Annotated in this window: 16 protein-coding genes and 1 tRNA gene; 8 read left to right on the top strand and 9 right to left on the bottom strand. The window is 55.4% G+C overall.

What is annotated here, in order from left to right; genetic code table 11:
• Positions 1 to 63: 63 nt before the first annotated feature.
• A tRNA-Lys gene (locus WJU16_RS01225) sits at positions 64 to 136 on the bottom strand.
• A 141-nt stretch (positions 137 to 277) separates the two neighbouring features.
• Between WJU16_RS01225 and WJU16_RS01220 the strand changes: the two genes are divergently transcribed.
• Positions 278 to 1,471 carry a sialidase family protein gene (locus tag WJU16_RS01220; protein ID WP_341836507.1) on the top strand — a complete coding sequence of 398 codons (1,194 nt, stop codon included), beginning with the start codon at positions 278 to 280 and terminating at the stop codon, positions 1,469 to 1,471.
• A gap of 73 nt (positions 1,472 to 1,544) precedes the next feature.
• Here the strand turns inward: WJU16_RS01220 and WJU16_RS01215 are convergent, their stop codons facing one another.
• The 6 genes from WJU16_RS01215 to WJU16_RS01190 all read right to left on the bottom strand — a co-directional run bounded on the left by WJU16_RS01215 (position 1,545) and on the right by WJU16_RS01190 (position 10,901).
• Complete coding sequence (locus tag WJU16_RS01215; RefSeq protein WP_341836506.1) at positions 1,545 to 3,614, bottom strand: S8 family serine peptidase; 2,070 nt, start codon at positions 3,612 to 3,614, stop codon at positions 1,545 to 1,547.
• A 228-nt stretch (positions 3,615 to 3,842) separates the two neighbouring features.
• Positions 3,843 to 4,781 (bottom strand): PQQ-dependent sugar dehydrogenase, encoded by a 939-nt coding sequence (locus tag WJU16_RS01210; RefSeq protein ID WP_341836505.1) that lies wholly within the window; start codon positions 4,779 to 4,781, stop codon positions 3,843 to 3,845.
• Positions 4,782 to 4,801: 20 nt separating this feature from the next.
• A complete protein-coding gene (locus WJU16_RS01205) occupies positions 4,802 to 5,104 on the bottom strand; it encodes a hypothetical protein (RefSeq protein ID WP_341836504.1) in 303 nt (100 codons plus the stop codon).
• 79 nt (positions 5,105 to 5,183) lie between these two features.
• A complete protein-coding gene (locus tag WJU16_RS01200; RefSeq protein WP_341836503.1) occupies positions 5,184 to 8,588 on the bottom strand; it encodes a PVC-type heme-binding CxxCH protein in 3,405 nt (1,134 codons plus the stop codon).
• A gap of 150 nt (positions 8,589 to 8,738) precedes the next feature.
• Positions 8,739 to 10,301, bottom strand: coding sequence for an SPFH domain-containing protein (locus tag WJU16_RS01195; RefSeq protein WP_341836502.1), 1,563 nt, complete (start codon positions 10,299 to 10,301; stop codon positions 8,739 to 8,741).
• A 3-nt stretch (positions 10,302 to 10,304) separates the two neighbouring features.
• On the bottom strand, positions 10,305 to 10,901 hold the full coding sequence (locus tag WJU16_RS01190; protein ID WP_341836501.1) for a hypothetical protein: 597 nt from the start codon (positions 10,899 to 10,901) through the stop codon (positions 10,305 to 10,307).
• Positions 10,902 to 10,999: 98 nt separating this feature from the next.
• Between WJU16_RS01190 and WJU16_RS01185 the strand changes: the two genes are divergently transcribed.
• From WJU16_RS01185 to WJU16_RS01175, 3 genes are read left to right on the top strand one after another with little or no spacing between them, the layout of a single operon-like run.
• A complete protein-coding gene (locus WJU16_RS01185) occupies positions 11,000 to 11,185 on the top strand; it encodes a hypothetical protein (RefSeq protein ID WP_341836500.1) in 186 nt (61 codons plus the stop codon).
• 44 nt (positions 11,186 to 11,229) lie between these two features.
• Positions 11,230 to 11,640, top strand: coding sequence for a hypothetical protein (locus WJU16_RS01180; protein ID WP_341836499.1), 411 nt, complete (start codon positions 11,230 to 11,232; stop codon positions 11,638 to 11,640).
• A gap of 12 nt (positions 11,641 to 11,652) precedes the next feature.
• Complete coding sequence (locus tag WJU16_RS01175) at positions 11,653 to 12,093, top strand: sulfatase-like hydrolase/transferase (RefSeq protein ID WP_341838636.1); 441 nt, start codon at positions 11,653 to 11,655, stop codon at positions 12,091 to 12,093.
• On the opposite strand, the gene WJU16_RS01170 is transcribed toward WJU16_RS01175, so the two are convergent.
• Complete coding sequence (locus tag WJU16_RS01170; RefSeq protein WP_341836498.1) at positions 12,090 to 13,550, bottom strand: hypothetical protein; 1,461 nt, start codon at positions 13,548 to 13,550, stop codon at positions 12,090 to 12,092. The genes WJU16_RS01175 and WJU16_RS01170 overlap by 4 nt on opposite strands.
• 217 nt (positions 13,551 to 13,767) lie before the next feature.
• On the opposite strand from WJU16_RS01170, the gene WJU16_RS01165 reads away from it, so the two are divergent.
• The 4 genes from WJU16_RS01165 to WJU16_RS01150 all read left to right on the top strand — a co-directional run bounded on the left by WJU16_RS01165 (position 13,768) and on the right by WJU16_RS01150 (position 17,938).
• Complete coding sequence (locus WJU16_RS01165; RefSeq protein WP_341836497.1) at positions 13,768 to 13,989, top strand: hypothetical protein; 222 nt, start codon at positions 13,768 to 13,770, stop codon at positions 13,987 to 13,989.
• 44 nt (positions 13,990 to 14,033) lie between these two features.
• Positions 14,034 to 14,789, top strand: coding sequence for a YgaP-like transmembrane domain (locus WJU16_RS01160; RefSeq protein WP_341836496.1), 756 nt, complete (start codon positions 14,034 to 14,036; stop codon positions 14,787 to 14,789).
• A 39-nt stretch (positions 14,790 to 14,828) separates the two neighbouring features.
• Entirely contained in the window at positions 14,829 to 15,605 is a 777-nt protein-coding gene (locus WJU16_RS01155) for an SDR family oxidoreductase (RefSeq protein ID WP_341836495.1), read from the top strand.
• 140 nt (positions 15,606 to 15,745) lie between these two features.
• The gene (locus tag WJU16_RS01150; protein ID WP_341836494.1) at positions 15,746 to 17,938 is read left to right on the top strand and encodes a hypothetical protein; all 2,193 of its coding nucleotides are present in this window, start codon (positions 15,746 to 15,748) and stop codon (positions 17,936 to 17,938) included.
• Here WJU16_RS01150 and WJU16_RS01145 read toward each other — a convergent pair.
• Entirely contained in the window at positions 17,916 to 18,815 is a 900-nt protein-coding gene (locus WJU16_RS01145) for an AraC family transcriptional regulator (protein WP_341836493.1), read from the bottom strand. The genes WJU16_RS01150 and WJU16_RS01145 overlap by 23 nt on opposite strands.
• Between the last annotated feature and the right edge of the window lie 23 nt (positions 18,816 to 18,838).

The raw sequence follows: 18,838 nt of genomic DNA, 5'->3' as shown, positions 1-18,838 counted from the left end.
TTGATGCCTTATTTCCGCAGTATAAAGGGACAAATCCATTATTTTTAGATTTGTCCCTTCAAGTGACCCTGTAGGGACTCGAACCCTAGGCCCGCTGATTAAGAGTCAGCTGCTCTACCAACTGAGCTACAGAGTCTTAATAGAGTGGGTTCAAATGTAAGTAATAATTGGATATGGCGCAAATTCCGGTTTTCGTATTCTCGCAAAACCATCATAGCCAGGTATTGACGTAGAGAAATAACTTTGACCGGCGTGGAATTTTTACCATCTTGGACGCATGAAAGCCTCCCTCCTGAAATGCTCCCTTTTCCTGGCGCTGCTCCTTGCTTCTGGTGCAGAAGTCCGCGCACAGCAGGCCCCTCCGGGCGCCATCGTCACCTATGTGCCCGCGGAGACGAAAACATATATAGGTTCCCCTTCCCTGGCGATCCTGCCCGATGGCTCCTATGTTGCCTCCCACGACTTCTTCGGGCCGCAAAGCTCGGAATTCGTACAGGCGGTAACGCGGGTGTTCCGTTCGCGCGATAAAGGCAAATCCTGGGAGCAGGTGAGCACCGTAAACGGCGCGTTCTGGTCGAGCCTTTTCGTACATAAAGATACCTTATACCTCCTGGGCCCCGACCGCCATCACGGCACGGTCCTCATCCGGCGGTCGACCGACGCGGGCGCTACCTGGACGCAACCACTCACCCGGGACAACGGGCTGCTCCTGGCCGGGATGTACCATTGCGCACCCATGCCGGTGCTCGTCCATAACGGCCGCATCTGGCGGGCGATGGAAACGGCGCATGGGCCGGTATTGGATTGGGGAAAACGTTATGGCGCCATGATGATGTCGGCCCCGGTGGACGCAGATTTGCTCAAAGCTGCATCATGGACGGTTTCCAATTCGATTTTATATGATTCCACCTGGCTGGACGGCCACTTTACCGGCTGGCTCGAAGGCAATGCCGTAGCGGCGCCGGATGGCAGCATCGTGAATATACTCCGCGTGGATGACCGTTCTTCGCTGGATGAGAAAGCGGCGGTCGTGCGCGTCAGCGCCAATGGCAAGCAGGCTACGTTCGATGCCGCGAACGACTTCATTCCTTTCCCCGGCGGCAGCAAGAAGTTCGTGATACGTTTCGATGAAAAATCCGGCCGCTATTGGACGCTTTCCAACATCATTCCCCAACAGTTCCGCGATCAGTTTCCGAAGCGCAACCCCGCCACCTTCCGGAATACACTGGCCCTGATGAGCTCGGCTGACCTGCGCAACTGGCAAACACATGAAATTATTCTGCAGCATCCGGATGTATTGCATCACGGTTTCCAATATGTTGACTGGCAATTCGAAGGAAATGATATAATTGTCCTATCGCGGACGGCATTCGGAGAAGGAGCGGGAAAGGCGCATAATAACCATGACGCGAATTACCTTACGTTCCACCGGATAAAGAAGTTTCGTAAACTGGAGCGGTTGAATTTATAAAATCAACACCGGCCTGTAAGCATACAGGCCGGCGCAGATTAGTTACAGTAAGGAATTTATCCTTTTTAACCAGCTATCTGCCGATTACAATTTGTTTGGCGAAAATTTCTGTGGATTTATTCTCGTCATCCACCTTCACTACGTAAATATCTGCCGGCAGGTGGGAAATATCTATGGTTACATTGCGCTGTCCTGCAGGAAACCGCCGTACAACCTTTAATAATCCCGTTTTGTCGAAGAGGCTGACTTCCCGGATATCCGAAACTGGTTTCCCGTTTTCCTCATTAATTTTTACCGTCAGCTGTTGGGATGCCGGTACTGGCGAAATAATGTATTGCTCGATGGGGGCGGCTAATGGCACAACGGTATAGATGGTGGGAAGAAAGAGTATCAACTGGGCTACATCGCAAACCCCACGTATAAGTGCCGATAATGTGATCTGTCCGTTAGTCGTTGGTACGATTGTACAAGTTGAACCATTGGGCGAAGTAGGTGTCAGGGTATATTGCGCCGAGCCGGAGTGAAGCCATTCAACGGTAAGCGGGAGATTGGCAGGCAGATTAGTTACGGCGAAGTAGCCACCCATAGTGCCCACATACTGCGGGCCTGTAATCTCGCATTGAACTGCAACGGCAGTGGCAAGCGCGGCACAGCCATTCACCAGCCCCCACCCATAGTCATTATCGAAAAACCAGGGACCGAGGTCGCGGGTACCCGATGTAAGAGCGCTATTGATTCGCACACTTGAAGCATTGGGAGATATGGAAATCGCGCCGGCTGCAATGGCAGCGACCATAGGCGCCGCGGCCGAAGTGCCGCCAAACCAGCGGTAGTCGCCTGAATTGTCTCCCGGCGCACCCTGTAAATCTGTCGTTAATACACTGGTCACCTCGCCGAGCGCCACAACGTCCAATTCGGGCCCGCGACAACTGAAGTACGTTACCACGCCGTTATCATCGATTGCGCCAACGGCTGTCACCGTAGAACGGGTTGCCGGGTATCGAACCGTGAGGTTGGTCATTGTAATGTCATTTCCGGATGATTGGACAATAGCAATCCCCTTGCCGCCACGGCCATGAATAGCAGCATTATCTATCGCCGTATTGATATTATCGAAGTTGGCTCCGGGAGAATAACCCCAGCTTCCGTTGATAACATCCACATTCAGATTGTTCCGCGCATAATTAAATGCGTTGGCGATATCTTGCGCGGTTTCCAATCCGTCCCAAAAAATATTAAGGCTGTACAGCTGGCACGGCCCCTGGTATCCGCCCGCTATCCCTGTATTATTGTTGGCCTTTGCCGCGATGATGCCGGCAACCGATTGTCCATGGCCGACGCCTGTCCTGGAGTAATTGGGCAGCCCGCCGCCACCGGGGTTGCGAGGCGCCCAGCCTGTTTGCAATGCACCTGCCGGAAAGTCGGGGTGGGCTGCTATGCCATCATCCATTACGGCTATTTTGACCAGGTTGGTCGTCAGCGGCCAGGTATCTTCCACATTAATATCGATCAGTGGGTTGGCGGTGTTATTCAGCCAGGTTTGTTGGTTGTACAAAGGGTCATTGGGTGCCTCATTTGAAAAGTGCATCCAGAAATTTGGGGTGGCATATTTTACTCCGCCGCTTTCATAAATGCGGTTGGCGAAGTCAAACAGATCCGCATCGTTGGGAACCACTAATGCAACCGCACCGTCGAGCAAAGGATCTTTTTCTTTAATGATGACATCCAGGTCCAGCTTTTTAACCAGCGTTGCCACGTCGGGGCCTCCGGGTTTGGGCATTACAATTATTTCGCCTGTGGGTATAATGGGTTCATTATCACCTGCCGTAAGCGCCTGCCAGGAGTAGGCAATGGCATTGTTACTGCGGATGGCCGCCATCGCACTGGTTTTACTGTTGGGATCAAGGTGGATTTTCTGCACGGACGGATAACGGGTTTTCTCGGCGCTTACAACACCAGTTGCATGCACAGTTTGTTCAAACGGGACTTTAGCTTCCAGGTCTTTGAATTTTACAAAGATAGCAGTAGTATCCGCATCGAGATACATACGTTTACCATCTGCATAGTAGAAGGGTTTGGTCTGCGCAATCGTGGAGCCTCCTGCAATTGCCAGGGGCAATAGGGCGAGTAACATTTTTTTCATGGAATACGGGTTATGTGTTGGTGAATATTAAGTCGGGTTATGCATGGTGTCATAAAAATAGGGGGGATGGATGCGATAATGCCGCAGTCATATACGAAAGCGCCTTTTCCGTTTATAGCTACAACAGGAAACGGGGTAACATAACCGGAGTTCGCGGGAGTAAATGCCGGAAAACGGAAACGCCCGTGAAACCATGGTTCCGCGGGCGTTTCCTGTATAATCGGGTGATTATTTCTTCGCGATGCGGTACAACCGTCCCTGGTCGGTTACGGTGTACAGGGCGCCATCATTGCCCTGGGTGATATCACGGAAACGCTGGCCTTCTTTCGGAAGGATCAGCTCTTCGCCTACCACTTTGTTATTCTCGATCACGAGGCGCGCGATATGCGTGCTGCTCAGACCGCTAATGAAGAGGTTGTTTTTCCATTCGGGGATGTCGGTTCCGGTGTAGAACGTCATGCCGCTGGGCGAAAGTACCGGATCCCAGTAGTATACGGGTTGCTCCAGTCCTGCTTTCTGCTGGATGCTGTCGCCGATCTTTTTACCGCTGTATTCCAAACCATAGGTGATCGTGGGCCAGCCGTAGTTTTTCCCGGGTTCCACGCGGTTAAGCTCATCGCCGCCGCGGGGGCCAAACTCCGTTTCCCAGAGGTCGCCGGTAACGGGGTGGAATGCCAGGCCCTGCACGTTGCGGTGACCGTAAGAATACAGTTCGGGACGGGCGTCGGCGTTGCCCGCGAAGGGATTGCCTGCCGCAGGTTTGCCGTCTTTCGTAATGCGGACGATTTTACCGAGGCCGGATTTGAGGTCCTGCGCCTGGGGGCGGGTTGCAAGGTCCGACCGTTCGCCGGTGCTCACCAGGAGGTTGCCTTCCTTATCGATGAGGATGCGGCCGCCATAGTGGAGGGTGCCGTCATATTCGGGCGTGGCGCGGTAGATGACGGTAGCGCCTTCGATTTTCTTTTCGTCTGCCGAGAGTTTGCCTTTCGCGACTGAAGTGAGGGTGCCGCCGGGCCTTTGCTCAGAGAATACCCAGTATACCATCCTGTTGGTGGCGAAATCGGGATCCACGCGCAGGCCGAGGAGGCCGCCCTGACCCTTTGCATTCACTTCGGGAAGCCCGGTGATGGGCTCGCTCAGTTTGCCTTCGGTGGTAGCGATGCGCATGGTGCCGGTTTTTTCGGTAATCAGGAGCCGGCCATCAGGCAGGGGGTGATGCCCCAGGGCTTGCTGAGCCCTTCCGCCAGCACCTTGCCTTCGTAGGGGGTAGTGGTGGTTACGCCGGCGATCCTTGTCTGTCCTTCAAAGGCAGGCTTGTAATCGGTGTTGGCGGCACCGGTTTCTACGGGCCCGATGGACGAATCCTTGGGAGCCCCTGCGGCTGTGCTGTCCTGGCTGTTGCCGGAAGTGCCCTGGCCGCAGGATGCGATCACCACGGCGCCACCTACGCAAAGTGTACGGAGGAAGTGGGGAGTCGGATACATGTTCATACGTTATGTTGGATTATTTGCATGGATAATCGGTGCTTAAATATAGTACAAGTTGGCAATATTGCGCGGTTCCGGCCGTCTATTCATCTTTTTTCGATTCCGACAGGAAGCTCACCAGGTCCCGTATCTCCTTCTTCGATAACACGGCCTTCATGTCGGGCATGCTGGAAGGGGAGTAGGTTTTCTTCGCGATGGTATTGGCGGCGATGAGCTTTTCGGGTTCCGTGCCGGTTTTGATTTTCAGTCCGGCAGCGCTTTCTCCGTAGAGTATGCCGGAAATCTTGTTGCCGTCTTTCAGCTCCAGCGTCACCATCCCGAAACCTGGTGCCAGGCGCGCGCTGGGGTTGATGAGGGATTCGAGGATCTGGAGGCGCGTGAGCCTGCCGCCAACGCCGTTGATGCGCGGGCCGGCATTGCCGCCACGGTCGTCATAAGCGTGGCATTTCATGCATTGGGCGTTCTCGTTGCGGAAGAAGATGCGTTGCCCGCGCTGGGGATCGCCACCTTCAAGGCTTCCTGCGTAAAGGGCAAACAGTTCGTCGGGTGCGCGTTTGGCGCTGATGGTTTTGTATCTGCCGGCCAGGTCTTTGGAACCGGTACTGTCGATCGCTTCGCCCAGTTCCAACACAACGCCTGGCGCCAGGGATCCTGCCGCGAGCTGGTCGAGCAGTTTGCCGAGCGGTGCGGCCGCCTGTTCCACCGGCAGCTTGCCCAGCGCCAGTATCGCGGCCTGCTTTTCTTCCAGGGTTTTGGTGGCGATCACGTCGGAGAGCAGGGCCGCCATCGTGGCTTGCGGTACTTTCATTTTGTCGAGCAGATCGAGCCCTGCCACGCGGACATGCTTTTCTTTATCCGTCAATGCCGCGCGGAGTGCGGTTTCCAGCTCGGGCGTTTCCAACGCTACGAGCGCTTTCAGCCCGGCGATGCGCACTTCCGGCGCGGGGTCCGCTTTCACCGCGGCCAGCAGGGCGGAGGATGCACTGGTGATTTTCAGTTTCTCCAATGCCAATGCAGCACTGGTTTTTACCTGGGTTTCTTTGTCGCGCAGAAGCGCTATCAAGGTGGCGGACGATGCCGCGATTACTTTTTTATCGTCGCGCTTTTGCGGGCCGCGCAGGCGCCCGTCTACCCGGTCGAGCACCGAGGGATTGGGCCAGACACCCAGCGCGGCAACTGCTTCGGCCCGCATGGTAGCGGGTTTTGCGGTGTTGTTGGCGTAAGCGGCGAGCGTTTGCAGGAGCGTATCGCTGCCCGACTGCAGGCAGGCATTGATGGCCCTGCGGATGAGCGGTTCGTTTTGGAAAGTGGTGGTGCCCAGGAGGCTGCCGAGTGCGGGCATGGCTGCGGGGATGCCATTGTCGTCGTTGATGGCGCGTGCGGTTTCAGTGACGATGAATTCATCACTGTCCTGCAGGAACCTGGCGACATCCGCATGCTTCATGCTTCGGAGCGCCACTACGGCCGCGATACGTACCGCCCGGGAAGGATGTGTGGCCAATGCCGCTACCGGCGCGGCATCGCCGATGCGCGCCAGCGCCAGCGATCCCGCATGTCGGAGGTATACATCCTGGTCGTTATTGGCTTCCAGCATGGCGATGAGGGGATTTACCGCGGGGGCGTATTCCATCCTGCCCAACGCCTCCGCGGCGAAGAACCTCGCCCTGGCGGACGTGTCTTTCAACAAAGGAACAATTGCCGGAGCGGCGGATTTATATTTGATGTCGCCGAGCCATTTTGCGGCCAGCGCGCGGATTTCGGGATCTTTATCCCCCAGTACGGGAATCAGCAGCGCCGCATGGTCTGCCTGTTTGCGCGCCATCTGGCTGAGGCCCTGGATGGCATGCACGCGCGCCAACTGGTGGGTGTTTTGCCGCAATGCCGCTTCAAACATCTGCACGCCGTCGCTGTCTCTGCCGGCCAATTCGAATTGCGCTTTCAGCCTTATGCGGTAATCGGCATGCTGGAGAAGGGCACCCAGCTCCCGGGGATTCCTCTTCCTGAAATCCGCCACCATCAAAGTTTTGACTTCTTTGCGCATCGCGCTTGCCGCGCCGTCTTTATGATCCAGTTTCCAGATGCGGCCATAGCTGTGGGTATCCCATCCATCTATCCAGTCGGCCACATACAGCGCGCCATCCGGCCCGAAGTCGAGCCCCGTCGCGAGCACGCCGCCGAGCACTTTTTGCTGTTCCCCTAACTCGAAGCCCGCGCCCGATGATTTCAACTTAAAACTATGAATGCCTGACCCAGCGGGGTTGCCCACGAACTCCGCGATGAAAAACGTGTTGTTGTATTCCGGGCCCAACGCCGTGCCGGGATTGTACACCATGCCGGTGGGGCCACTCACGAAATTGGCGATCGGGGGCGTGATGTACGCCGCCTGGCCTTCCCAACGGGGCAGGTACATCTTTTCCGCCATCCAGACTTTATACGTATTATTCTGCGGATCGCGGTATTTGCCGTATTGCCAGTTGCTGCGCCAGCCCGCATCCGAACCATTCACGATATATACCAGGCGCTCTTTCTCGCCAGGATGGTCGCCGTCGTTGTCTTCACTGATAAGATTGCCGTATTCGTCGAATACAAATTCGTGGGTGTTGCGCAGCCCATGCGCGAAAATCTCGAAATCGCTGCCATCCGGGTTCGATCGTGCAATAACCCCGCAGTTGGGATATTCCCATTTCTTTCCCGTTTTGTCGGTACCGTTGAAGCCGATATCGCCAATCTGCCAGTAAATCCTTCCATCCGGCCCCATTTCCACGCCAGACATGCCATGCCCGCTGAACCCGATATGCACCGCATATCCGTGCGACATGGATGTTTTCTCGTCCGCGATCCCATCACCGTTTTTGTCGCGCATCCGCCACATATCCGGCGCTACAGCCACATATAGGTCCTTCCCGTCGATCAGTACGCCGCCTGCCACGTCGGTCACTTCGTCGTGGAAATCATCGACAACGAGCTGCGATTGCTCGGCACGGCCGTCGCCATCCCGGTCGTCGAGGCGGTACACATGTTCTGTTTCGATGGCCAGGTCGCGCCAGTCGTGGGAACTGTCACCGTTGAGGTCGGCGAGCCATTTGTTGCGATGGCTGTTTTCTGGCGAAAGCTCTTCGTGCAGGAATTTCCGGCGGTCTTCCACGGTGGCCAGGCTGATGGAAGGGATTTCCCATTCCCGGTGCCCGCGGATATCGAATTCGGAATTGTTCTGCCGGTTGGTGGTGGTGTAATAGATGCTGCCGTTGTCGTCGATATCGATAGCGATAGGCGACACCACCAGCGAATCGATCCCCCAGAGGCTGAGCGTCAATCCTTCCGCCAGTTCCGGCTTCACTGTGGCTTCAATACCAGCGGCGATCTTCGCCGTTTGGGCGGAATCCATTTTTTTGATCCGCAAATCAACGGGCTTTTGGCCGCAACCGGCCAGGAGTGTGGCAAAGACAAGGGCGCAGGACGATGCCAGGCGCAATTCGGGTTGTTTCATACTAGCAATCTTGACGTGGAAGAAAATTACCGGGCTCATCCCGGCGGCCAGTCAAAATAGGCAAATTCGCCATAAAACGCAACGCCGTTCATCCATTTGCGGACGGATAGGGAAAAGAAGAAGCCATCCGGGGAGGATGGCTTCAAAAAACTATTGCACTTCTTCTTCCGTAATGGCCGGCAACGTGGTGTCGCCGTTTTTATTTTTACCGAGGAAGTTGGGGAGATCCATCCCGGCCATGTTGAACATGTCCTGCAGGGGCGGAACTGCTTTATAGAGGCCGCTGATGAAACCTGCGGTGGACGATTGTCCGTTCTGGCCGTTGGCGCCGTCCCATACGGTCACTTTATCGATTTTAATATTCTTGATGGCTTCGGTCTGCATTTTTACCAGCTCCGGCAGTTTATCGGCGATGAGCAGGAGCACGGCGTCTTTCGAATTATTACCGGCGGCCTGTACGATTTTATCCAGGCCTTCCGCCTGTTTGGTGAGAATTTCGAACATACCTTTCGCTTCCGCTTCCATTTTGGCGAAGATTGCGTCGGCCTCGCCTTTGGCTTTTTCACGGATTTTTTCCGCTTCGGCCTGCGCTTCGATGATAGCTTTCTGTTTCTGGATTTCGGCGGTCACCACGATATTGGCGTTTTGGGAAGCGCGTTCGCGGTCGGCGCGGGCGTCTTCCGCTCTTCTTTCCGCCACATAAGCTTCTTCGAGGGCTTTTGCAGACTGGATTTTTTCCGCGGCCACGGCGCGTTTGGCGGCTTCCGCTTCTTTTTCACGGCGTTCCGCTTCCGATTGCGCGATGTGCACGCGGGCGGTGTTTTCACCTTCTACGGCCAGGGCGTTGGCCTGGGAGGCGCGGATACGTGTGTCTCTTTCCGCTTCGGCTTTACCGATGGCTTCGTCGCGGTTGGCGGCGGCGATGAGGATGGCTTTGTCTTTATTGGCCGTGGCGATCTGGGTGTCCCTGTCACGCTGTGTTTCTGCGATGCTGACGTCACGGTTTTTCAGCGTTTGCTGGATGGTGATATCCTTTTCGCGGTCAGCCTCCGCTTTACCGGTTTCACCGAGTTTTTCCTGCTCGGCCACGCTTTTCTTCGCTTCGTTGATGGCCTTGGCGGCGGCTTCTTTACCCAGGGCCTCGATGTAGCCGGATTCGTCCTTGATGTCGGTTACGTTTACGTTGATCAGTTTCATGCCGATCTTCTTGATTTCGGCTTCTACGTTTGATGCAACGTTGGCGAGGAATTTATCGCGGTTGTTATTGATCTCTTCGATGTCCATGGTAGCCACCACGAGGCGGAGCTGGCCGAAGATGATGTCTTTGGCGAGGTCGTGGATGGCGGAGCGCTGCAGGCCCAGGAGGCGTTCTGCGGCGTTGGTCATGGTGCCGGGCTCGGTGGAGATGGCCACGGTGAAGCGGGAAGGTACGTCCACGCGGATGTTCTGCCGGCTCAGGGCGTTGGTCAGGTTTACTTCGATGGAGATCGGTGTAAGCTCCATGAAAGCGTAATCCTGGATCACAGGCCAGATGAAGGCGGCGCCGCCGTGGATGCATTTGGCGGAATGCGACCCGTCGGGACCTTTACCTACTTTACCATATACCACGAGGATCTGGTCGGAAGGGCATCGCTTATACCTTTTGAAGAGGGCATAGAGCAGGGTGAAAACGAAAAAGACCGCCACAAGGACGGCAATCAGCATAAAATCCATGTACTATCGGGTTTGTTTGGTGACGATTAAAACCTGGTTGTCGAGGAGGGAGGTAACGGTGACGAGCGCCCCGGTGGGGATGGGCTCGGCATCGTCGGTGATGGCGTCGAGCTCGCGCCAGGCGCCCTGGATCTGAAGGGTGACTTTCCCCATGCCGGTCCTGGCGGCGGGAATGGCGAGGTATACCGTACCGCTGGCTTTTACGGCGTTCTGCATTTTAAGCGTTCCGTCATAAGCGAGGCGCCCGGTATAGTAAAACATGGCAGCCATGATGAGCATCATGCCCAAACCTGCCACGGTAGCGGTGAGAACGGTTACGGTAGGGGAGAATCCGTTGTGGATGCCGGCCAGTCCTACCCATCCGAAAATGGTGAAGAAGCCAAACATGTTGCGGATGGTGAAAAACTGGAACCCGATGCCGTCATCCGCCTCCAGCATATCTGTGACGTCGCCGGTAGCGCCGTCGTGTTCGCTGCCGAACATGCTCATTACGTTCTGGAAAAGAAATAACAGGGAGAATAATAAAGCGACGGTCCAAAATACCTTCTCGAATACCGGAAGAGGGCTGAACCAGTCCATAATGCTTAACAAACGAGTCATTGGCTAGGGATATGTTAGGAGGGAAGATAATGAAAATCTGCCGCTTCGGGAACGAAAGGCACAAATATTGATCCTGGAACGTTAAAAAACTGTTGCATATGAACCTCAAACGGACATTTGGCACCCTGCTGACCATCCTCGGCATCGTCGGGATGCTGTACACCGGTTACGGTTTTATCCGTCAAAATGCCAACTGGCGCGAAATCCTGGTTGTAGGGGTCATCGGGGTGGTGTTCTTTTCCGCCGGCATCGGCCTGGTGCGCAACACGCGTGACGAGGGTTGAGGGCGGGATTTTCCCGTCCACCCAAAAAGCGCTAAATTCCGGTCATGATTGAAGCAACGGACATCAGGATCGGAAATCTGCTTTGGTATTACGATTATCATATGGTCGAAACCGTGTTCCGCGTGGAGGGGATTCACGAAGGATGTGTATTCAACACCGGCCTCCCGCGCAGTAAGCTCCCGCTGGACAAAATCAATCCCCTTGACCTGGAGGTTCAATTTCTCTTCCAGTTCGGATTCCTCGCCGGCGACCCGGATTACGGGGAAGACCCGAATGTTTATACGTACAAGTACAACCGGACCGACAGCATTTACATTCGTGACGAAGGCGACAAATTCCAGCCATTGGCAGCGCATGACGGGGGATTTGTGCCTTATGGCCGCCCCGTTGTCCACCTCCACCAGTTGCAGAATCTATTCTACGATCTGACGCGCGATGATGTGTTTATACAGTAATCATTTAGCAGACTGCTGCTGGCGACAAGCCTTCCGGCCGCCGCGCAAACCTCCCAAAGGCCCAATATTATTTTCATCTTCTCCGACGACCATGCCTTCCAGGCCGTAAGTGCTTACGGTGGCAAGTTGGCCCAAACACAGAATATCGACCGCATCGCGCGGAAAGGCGCTATTTTCCGGCACGCCCTCGTCACCCATTCCATCTGCGGCCCCAGCCGCGCCACCTTGCTGACGGGCAAATACAGCCACCGCAACGGCTATCCGCGCAATGAGCAGAAGTTCGATGTGACGCAGGTTCTCTTCCTCCGCGTGCTCCAGCCATCACCGCGGAGCTCAACGCCGAACTTCGCCGCCAGATTCTCCAATACAACGACGATGACGCACTGCGGACGGTCGACAAAGGATAACCGAAAAAAGCCCGGTTCAATTCTGACCGGGCTTTTTGATTGTTAAATCTGCTGATACCGCATCACGGCTGCCATGACGGCGCCGGACGGCATTTTATCCGGATCTACCACATGCACTTCCGCGCCGTTCAGCAATGCCTGTGTAACCGCCGCGTTCACCATGCATTCGTCGCCTTCCTGTTCCTGGTCGTGCAGTTGCAGCTGATTGGTTTCTTTCACGAAAGCGCCCCAGAGATGTGCGCCCTCCGCCACGAGCAGGAGGGCCGTCCGCGCATAAAAGCATGCCGGAATAATCTCCGCCGGGTCCGTGGTGCTGAGGTTATTGCCGGTGTTGTTGTTGAAACGCTCGATGGCTTTGTCGCATTTTCCGCAGAAATAGGGCTCCATCGCCTGGCGGGCGCTGCGGAACAGGTCGTTGACCGGCACATGTTCCATGTTGCCGGTGAGTGCAGCGTCTGCCATGTGGCGGTATTTGGTGCGTTGGCGGAATATAGGATGAAGATACTCCACACCGGCCAGCATGAGGGGTACATTACTGGTGTGAAGTATCTCTTTCCAAAGGGTTTCGTCGACTTCATCGAGGTACATGGAGATGTTCGCTTTGTCGTCGGGCTTGCCGGCGCCGATGCCGTGGTAATTCGCGCCCTGGCCGGCCCCGGAGCTGCTGGTGCGAAATAATTTCTGGTCGTCTTTTTCTTCGAAATGAACCACATCTTCCACGCCTTCCGGCATGCCGGGCACTTCCACTTCATGCATACCCCAGGCGTCCGCTTCGTAAAGCGTTGCGCGGTGTTTGCTGAGGGCGAGGAGGTAAAAGCGCTCATCCGCGGTAAGGAGCGGCAGGAGGGGGCTGAGGTAAAAAGTATGATTGATGTAGAATTCCTGTTTTACCGGATAAGGCAGCCTGATGAATCGGCAATTGCCCGGTGCGAGGAAGATGGCGAGCCCTTCGCGCTGGTTGCGCCAGAACTGGTCGTCGTGCACAATGATGCGGGCGCATTCCATGAGCGGCCCCAGTTCGTGTCGTGGCGCGCCGTTGCTGAGGAGCGCCAGTTCCACCTGGCGGACCAGGTGCTTCAGCGCGATGCTGTCTTGCTGCTCGTTCACTTCCACGCCGCGGCTGTGGGTGGGAAGATATAAAGAAATGGTCCAGGGCGCGCGATGGCCCGACATTTCCGTGAAGGTTTCGCGGTCGATGGATTTGAGTTCCGTGATCCCTTCCGGCGAAAGGCCCTTGCCGGAATGGAAAGGCGCTCCCGCCGCGGGGCGCGGCTTGGGGGCGGACAGTTCATCTTCTCCCTTCATGACGTTGCGGTTGGGATGGAGCACGCGCACGTTGGCCGCCGGCTTCTCCTCATTTTCCGTATATCGCTGCGTGATGTCGCCGTCTTGTTCAAGTGTGGTGCCTTCCAGGTTGGGGTGGAGCCCAAGCTCGTCTTCATCGCCTTTTCCCGAGGGTTTTCCTTTTGGTGGGATGTATTTCCCGTCTCTGTCTTTTCCCATGATGAATTGAATTGGTGATCAGGATATACGGGTACAAACTCCATACCTCCGGGATCTCCCGCCCGAATCCAACCGCGGCCCTGCGGCTGTTTCCACGCTAATCCTCACTTTGCGGAAGGTTTACACGAAGCCACACCGGTTTCTCCTGCTGTTACGATCCGCACGGCGTTTGCAGTTGTTATCGACATAATGCATTTCATCTTTTTAAAAACATTTTATGATGCAAAACGAACAACAGGAAATCCACGGCACCACAGTGCCCGTAAAGCGTGAGGAAGCCGAACGCGGCTCCGTTGACCCGCAAAACATCCCCGGAGACACCGTTCGGGAAGAAGATGGCTCACCGGTGATCGACGAGCAGGACCGGGTAGATAACAGCCTTGCCGAAGAGCAGGACGATGACACGGACAGGCATCCCGATACCGAAGGCCAGCCCTGAGGCCAGGCGCGGCGATTATTCATCTACACCAAATCAACAACCGTATGAACGAAAATGCATGTACAGGGCCTAAACCACCTGTGAACGTAGGGAACATGGAGCGCGTGCTATCCGCTGCGGCGGGTGCCGTGCTCGTATGGAAGGCTTTAATGAACCCTGGCGCCAGGGCGCTGAAAGGCGCGGCAGGCGCTTACCTGCTTTACCGCGCCATATCCGGCAATTGCCCGCTTTATACCGCCGCCGGCAAGCAACGGCTCCCGGATCCTGTCCGGAATATCAATATCCGCAGCACGATCACCGTTAACAAGCCGCGGGAAGTCGTGTACGCCTTCTGGCGCAAGTTGGAAAACCTGCCGTTGTTCATGAAACACCTGCAATCCGTGGAAGAGCGCGATGGCGGGCAGTCGCATTGGGTGGCGCAATTCCCCGGGTTCCCGGCGATCCTGTCATGGGACGCGGAAATCGTGAAAGAGGAAGACGGTACTTTCCTGGGCTGGAATTCGCTCCCCGGCAGCGTGCTGGACAATGCAGGGAAAGTGGAATTCCGCGATGCGGGGGACGGGCAGACCGAAATCCAGGCGGTGATCACTTACCGCGCGCCCCTGGGACCGGCCGGGGAATCCGTGGCACGGTTGTTTACACCGATGTTCAGGGATATGCTCCGCGAGGAACTCCTCAGCTTTGCCTACTTTATGGAAACAGGTAATCTTCCGGTTGAAAGCAGCCAGCCTGGCAGGCGGAACCGTCAAAAAACACATTTTACGAAACCCGCATCCGGCGGGAAGGAATCCGAGTGGTGATGTTACATCATGCTATTTTTAATTTTAAAATATCCGGTTATGCAGGAACAACAAACCGCCCGAAAAACATTGCAGGGGCAATACATCTCATTGGAAGGGAAGAAAGTCCTCATTACCGGGGGCACTACTGGTATCGGGCGCGAAATTGCGCGCATGCTGGCGGCGGAAGGCGCGGGCGTGTTGATTTTCGGAAGGGATGAAAAGGCCATGAACGAAGCGCTGGAAGATATCCGCGCTTCCGCTTCCGGCAGCGATCCCGTCGGTTTCACGGCGGATGTTGCCACGGAAGATGGTATTAAAAAGATCTTCTCCGAAGTGGATGCCAACGGCGGCATCGATATACTGGTCAACAATGCTGCAATTGGGTACCAGGGCGTCATGGAAGGCAACTACCAGGAGCTGCAGTATATCGTCAATGTAAACATACTTGGTTATCTCGCCTGCACGCAGGAAGCGGCAAAGAGAATGGAAGCCGCAGGCACGAGAGGGCAGATTATTTTCATTGGTTCGATGAGTGCAGACACCCGGGAACCGAAGAGTTCGGTGTACGTGGCCACAAAATCAAGCATACAGGGGTTTGCCGTGGCTGTCAGGAAGGAATTGAACCCTAAGGGCATAAGCGTGTCGCTGATTGAGCCCGGCGCCGTTGATACCGACATGCAGGAACAATCTGCCGAAGAGAAGCTGAAGAAAATCGAAGCGGAGGAAATGCTTATGGCGGAAGATATCGCCGAAGCTGTGCTTTTCGTGGTCACCCGACCGGAGCGTTGCGATGTGGTGGAGATGAAAATTCGGCCGCATAAACAGCTGATTTAATACAGGGCGCCAAAAGTTAAGAAGCGTCTACACAACCATATCGTTTAGGGACAGGGTACCGCCGCATCTTGCGCGTTTTCGCCGGCAAAGAGGCGGTGAAATGAAACGGCTGTGTCCCGGTTAACTCAAAATTGTTACGCATGAAAGGCTTTTCTCCCTGGTATCATTTCGACGGAAGGCCCGAAACCGGGGCGTTGTGGCATAGGAAAACAGGCAATATCGAATACGAGGCACATGTTTCGGACGACTCGTTGTGGTTGAAAATTTCCGTCAGGAACCAAACGGTGCTGGCGCTGCGATCCGGTTATTTCCCAGGCAATGGTTTCAAGTTATTGCATACGGATGCAGGGGGCGATTCGTTCCGGATGCAGGCGGAATGCTCCGTGGGCCGTTATCATATCCATATCTCCCTTCCCGACCCTTCCGTTCCCATCATCCGCTGCACCACCAAGCTGACACCGAAAACCGCGCTGCGCATACCTTTCTGGCCCCGGGACCTGATGGTTTGCCGGCCTTCCCTGACAAATGAGCCCTTCAAAGGCAAATTGTATGTGCAGCAGGAAGGCATCCGCACGGGATGGCTCTTTGGTGGGATCGAGAGCACCGATCCCTGCGCGTTCCTGTATCTGCAAAATCTCACGGCACTGAACGACTATGCCAGCTATACGCGCAAAAGCCTGGGCGGCACCGTTGGCGGCGCATGGCCCGAACTGGGCTTCGGCCTTCCGCCTGCGCCGGACGATCCGCTGCCTGTGGATACGGAAATTACGATTAATGACGCATTCCTGATGATGCAGGAGAACAAACCGGAAGATGAAAACGACATGGCCGCGCTTTTCCTGCAAATGCTGGGCAGGTTGTATCTCCAACTGCCGTTACCGGCAACGAGTTACAAGCCCTGGGACAATGTGCTGCAGGGCACGCTCAGGGATCTGCAGGTAAACCCCGGCTGCTGGTACCGCTCCGGCGGACAATCCTACCTGAACGCCTACCTCTGCGATTACGACACCGCGCCGGAAATTATGGTGCAACTCGCCGTGCTATTGCCGTTAATGGAATACGAAAAGTGGACAGAGGGGCCGAAACTGAAAATCGTTGAAACGATCCAGCAAAACCTGCATGCTTTCTACGATGAAAAGATCGAATCCATCGGCCGGTGGCTCCCGTCGGCCTCGCACAAGCTGGACCGTTCGGAAGAGCAGAAGCACCCCCGCACGATGGATTCCTGGTACCTGCACCATCCGCTCGTGAACCTGGCGCGGATGGTGATGCAGGGCGTGGAAGAAGTGAAGGAAATGCTCGTCCATTCCGTGGAGTATGCCATCAAGGTAGCGCACCATTTCAATTATGAATGGCCGGTGTTCTATCATGTAGACACGCTGGAAGTACTGAAGGCTGAAACGGAGCCCGGCAAAGGCGGAGAACACGACGTGGCGGGGATTTACGCGCACCTGATGTTGTTGATGTACGAAATATCAGGGGAGGAGCGATATCTTGAAGAAGCCGCCGCCGCGGGGCGTTCGCTGGAAAACAAAGGCTTCAGCCTGTTCTACCAGGCAAACGTAACCGCTTTCGGCGCCAAAGCACTGCTGCGGTTGTATCTCATCAAAAAGGAAAAGGTATTTCTGAAAACCAGCCTCACAGCCCTGGCTACCATCATACGCAACACCTCCCTGTGGGATTGCGATTACGGTCATGGCAAACAATACCCGACCTTTTTCATGCTTTTCCCGCTGAAGGATGCGCCGTATGCCGCGGTGTATGAAGAAATAGAGGTGCTTTCCGCTATGCACGACTATCTGAAAATGGCGAAGGAAGCGAAATTGCCGGAACACATCACCCTGCTGCTGTCGGAATTCATCCGGTTCATGATCCATCGCTGCGCATTTTATTTCCCGCCGATGGTCAGGAAGGAAATGTTGGTCGAAACACCCAAAACCGGCGAGATCGAAACGGATACCTGGATACCCATCGAAGATCTGCAGGACGGGTGGAACCAGTCTGGTACCGTGGGACAGGAAGTGTATGGCGCCGGCGTTCCCTTCGGGATCGTATCGCGGCATTACAAAGTCCTCAAAAAATGGAACTGCTCCGTTTTCATCGATTACCCCACAGAAGATGCGGTAAAATCACTGGAAAACGGCGTAGAAATAGCGGTTACAGGTCACCCCGCCATGTTTTGCAGGATGCGCCTGCTGCCGCATGAGAATGCATCGCTGCCTGCATGCCGCGTGGCTATCGGCGGTACGGAAATCAAAGGGAAGAAACAGGACGATGGCAGCAAGGAGTTTTCCATACCCGGCAAATGCGTCATTGCATTGTATTTCGATTAGTGCCTGGGTAACCAGATTCAGCATAGGCGCGGCGGTAGGCGAGGGGGCTGTAAGAAGTAAGGTCGCGGAATTGTTTGTTGAAGTTGGACAGGGTTTGAAAGCCGCTTTCATACGCGATTTGCGCCACGTCCATTTCTTTTTCCAGCAGTAGCTTGCAGGCATAGCCGATTCGTATTTCGCTCAGGAAATCGGAGAAAGTCTTATTGGCGTGGGTGCGGAAATAGCGGCTGAAGGATGTTGGCGTCATATTAGCGAGGGCGGCGGCAGCTTCCAGGCTGATTTTCTCGCGGAAGTGCTGCATCACGTATGCATGCACGCTATTCATCCGCTCGGTGTCTTCCGCCTTGAGCGCATTCGTATAACCCGCGCCGGCCAGCAGGTGGCAGGATTCGGAATGCGAGAGCAGATCCAGTAATTGTAGCAACGCCAGCACCCGGTCGAAATCGCGCAGCGCTGGCAGCGCCTCCATGCGGCGGGCCGCCTCCAGTTGCGTATGCCCCGTAAACCGGATGCCACGGCGCGACCGGTTCAGCAACTGACGTATGCGCAGGGCTTCATTTTTGGACAGGAGCGCTGGCCCCAGCAAATCTTCATGGAAATAAATCACCACCCCCTCCGTTTGCCGCGAACGGTCGCCCTCGAAATATTCGGGGTCGCTGCGCCAGAGGTGCGGCAGGTCGGGCCCGGTAAACACCAGGTCGCCGGGCGAAAACGGCTCCACATGGTCGCCGATAAAACGCGTTCCCGTCCCCTGCAATACTACAAACAACTGGTACTCCGCATGAAAATGCCAGTTAGGATCGAAGTGCGGCGCATGCAAATGCTGTACGGCAAAGGCGCTGTCCGGTGATATGCGGGCTTTTTGAACGGCTTTCATGTTACCTTTTATTTGTCATTATT

This window comes from Chitinophaga pollutisoli, assembly GCF_038396755.1.
Taxonomy (GTDB): Bacteria; Bacteroidota; Bacteroidia; order Chitinophagales; family Chitinophagaceae; genus Chitinophaga; species Chitinophaga pollutisoli.
This window is presented reverse-complemented; position numbering and strand designations above follow the sequence as displayed.

What these genes read in the sequence shown, in the direction of transcription:
- WJU16_RS01160 (WP_341836496.1), top strand. Translation starts at nt 14,034, where the DNA reads ATGAACGAAAATGCATGTACAGGGCCTAAACCACCTGTGAACGTAGGG.
- WJU16_RS01185 (WP_341836500.1), top strand. Translation starts at nt 11,000, where the DNA reads ATGAACCTCAAACGGACATTTGGCACCCTGCTGACCATCCTCGGCATC.
- WJU16_RS01205 (WP_341836504.1), bottom strand. Translation starts at nt 5,104, where the DNA reads ATGAACATGTATCCGACTCCCCACTTCCTCCGTACACTTTGCGTAGGT.
- WJU16_RS01215 (WP_341836506.1), bottom strand. Translation starts at nt 3,614, where the DNA reads ATGAAAAAAATGTTACTCGCCCTATTGCCCCTGGCAATTGCAGGAGGC.
- WJU16_RS01150 (WP_341836494.1), top strand. Translation starts at nt 15,746, where the DNA reads ATGAAAGGCTTTTCTCCCTGGTATCATTTCGACGGAAGGCCCGAAACC.
- WJU16_RS01165 (WP_341836497.1), top strand. Translation starts at nt 13,768, where the DNA reads ATGATGCAAAACGAACAACAGGAAATCCACGGCACCACAGTGCCCGTA.
- WJU16_RS01220 (WP_341836507.1), top strand. Translation starts at nt 278, where the DNA reads ATGAAAGCCTCCCTCCTGAAATGCTCCCTTTTCCTGGCGCTGCTCCTT.
- WJU16_RS01190 (WP_341836501.1), bottom strand. Translation starts at nt 10,901, where the DNA reads ATGACTCGTTTGTTAAGCATTATGGACTGGTTCAGCCCTCTTCCGGTA.
- WJU16_RS01200 (WP_341836503.1), bottom strand. Translation starts at nt 8,588, where the DNA reads ATGAAACAACCCGAATTGCGCCTGGCATCGTCCTGCGCCCTTGTCTTT.
- WJU16_RS01210 (WP_341836505.1), bottom strand. Translation starts at nt 4,781, where the DNA reads ATGCGCATCGCTACCACCGAAGGCAAACTGAGCGAGCCCATCACCGGG.
- WJU16_RS01180 (WP_341836499.1), top strand. Translation starts at nt 11,230, where the DNA reads ATGATTGAAGCAACGGACATCAGGATCGGAAATCTGCTTTGGTATTAC.
- WJU16_RS01170 (WP_341836498.1), bottom strand. Translation starts at nt 13,550, where the DNA reads ATGGGAAAAGACAGAGACGGGAAATACATCCCACCAAAAGGAAAACCC.
- WJU16_RS01155 (WP_341836495.1), top strand. Translation starts at nt 14,829, where the DNA reads ATGCAGGAACAACAAACCGCCCGAAAAACATTGCAGGGGCAATACATC.
- WJU16_RS01195 (WP_341836502.1), bottom strand. Translation starts at nt 10,301, where the DNA reads ATGGATTTTATGCTGATTGCCGTCCTTGTGGCGGTCTTTTTCGTTTTC.
- WJU16_RS01145 (WP_341836493.1), bottom strand. Translation starts at nt 18,815, where the DNA reads ATGAAAGCCGTTCAAAAAGCCCGCATATCACCGGACAGCGCCTTTGCC.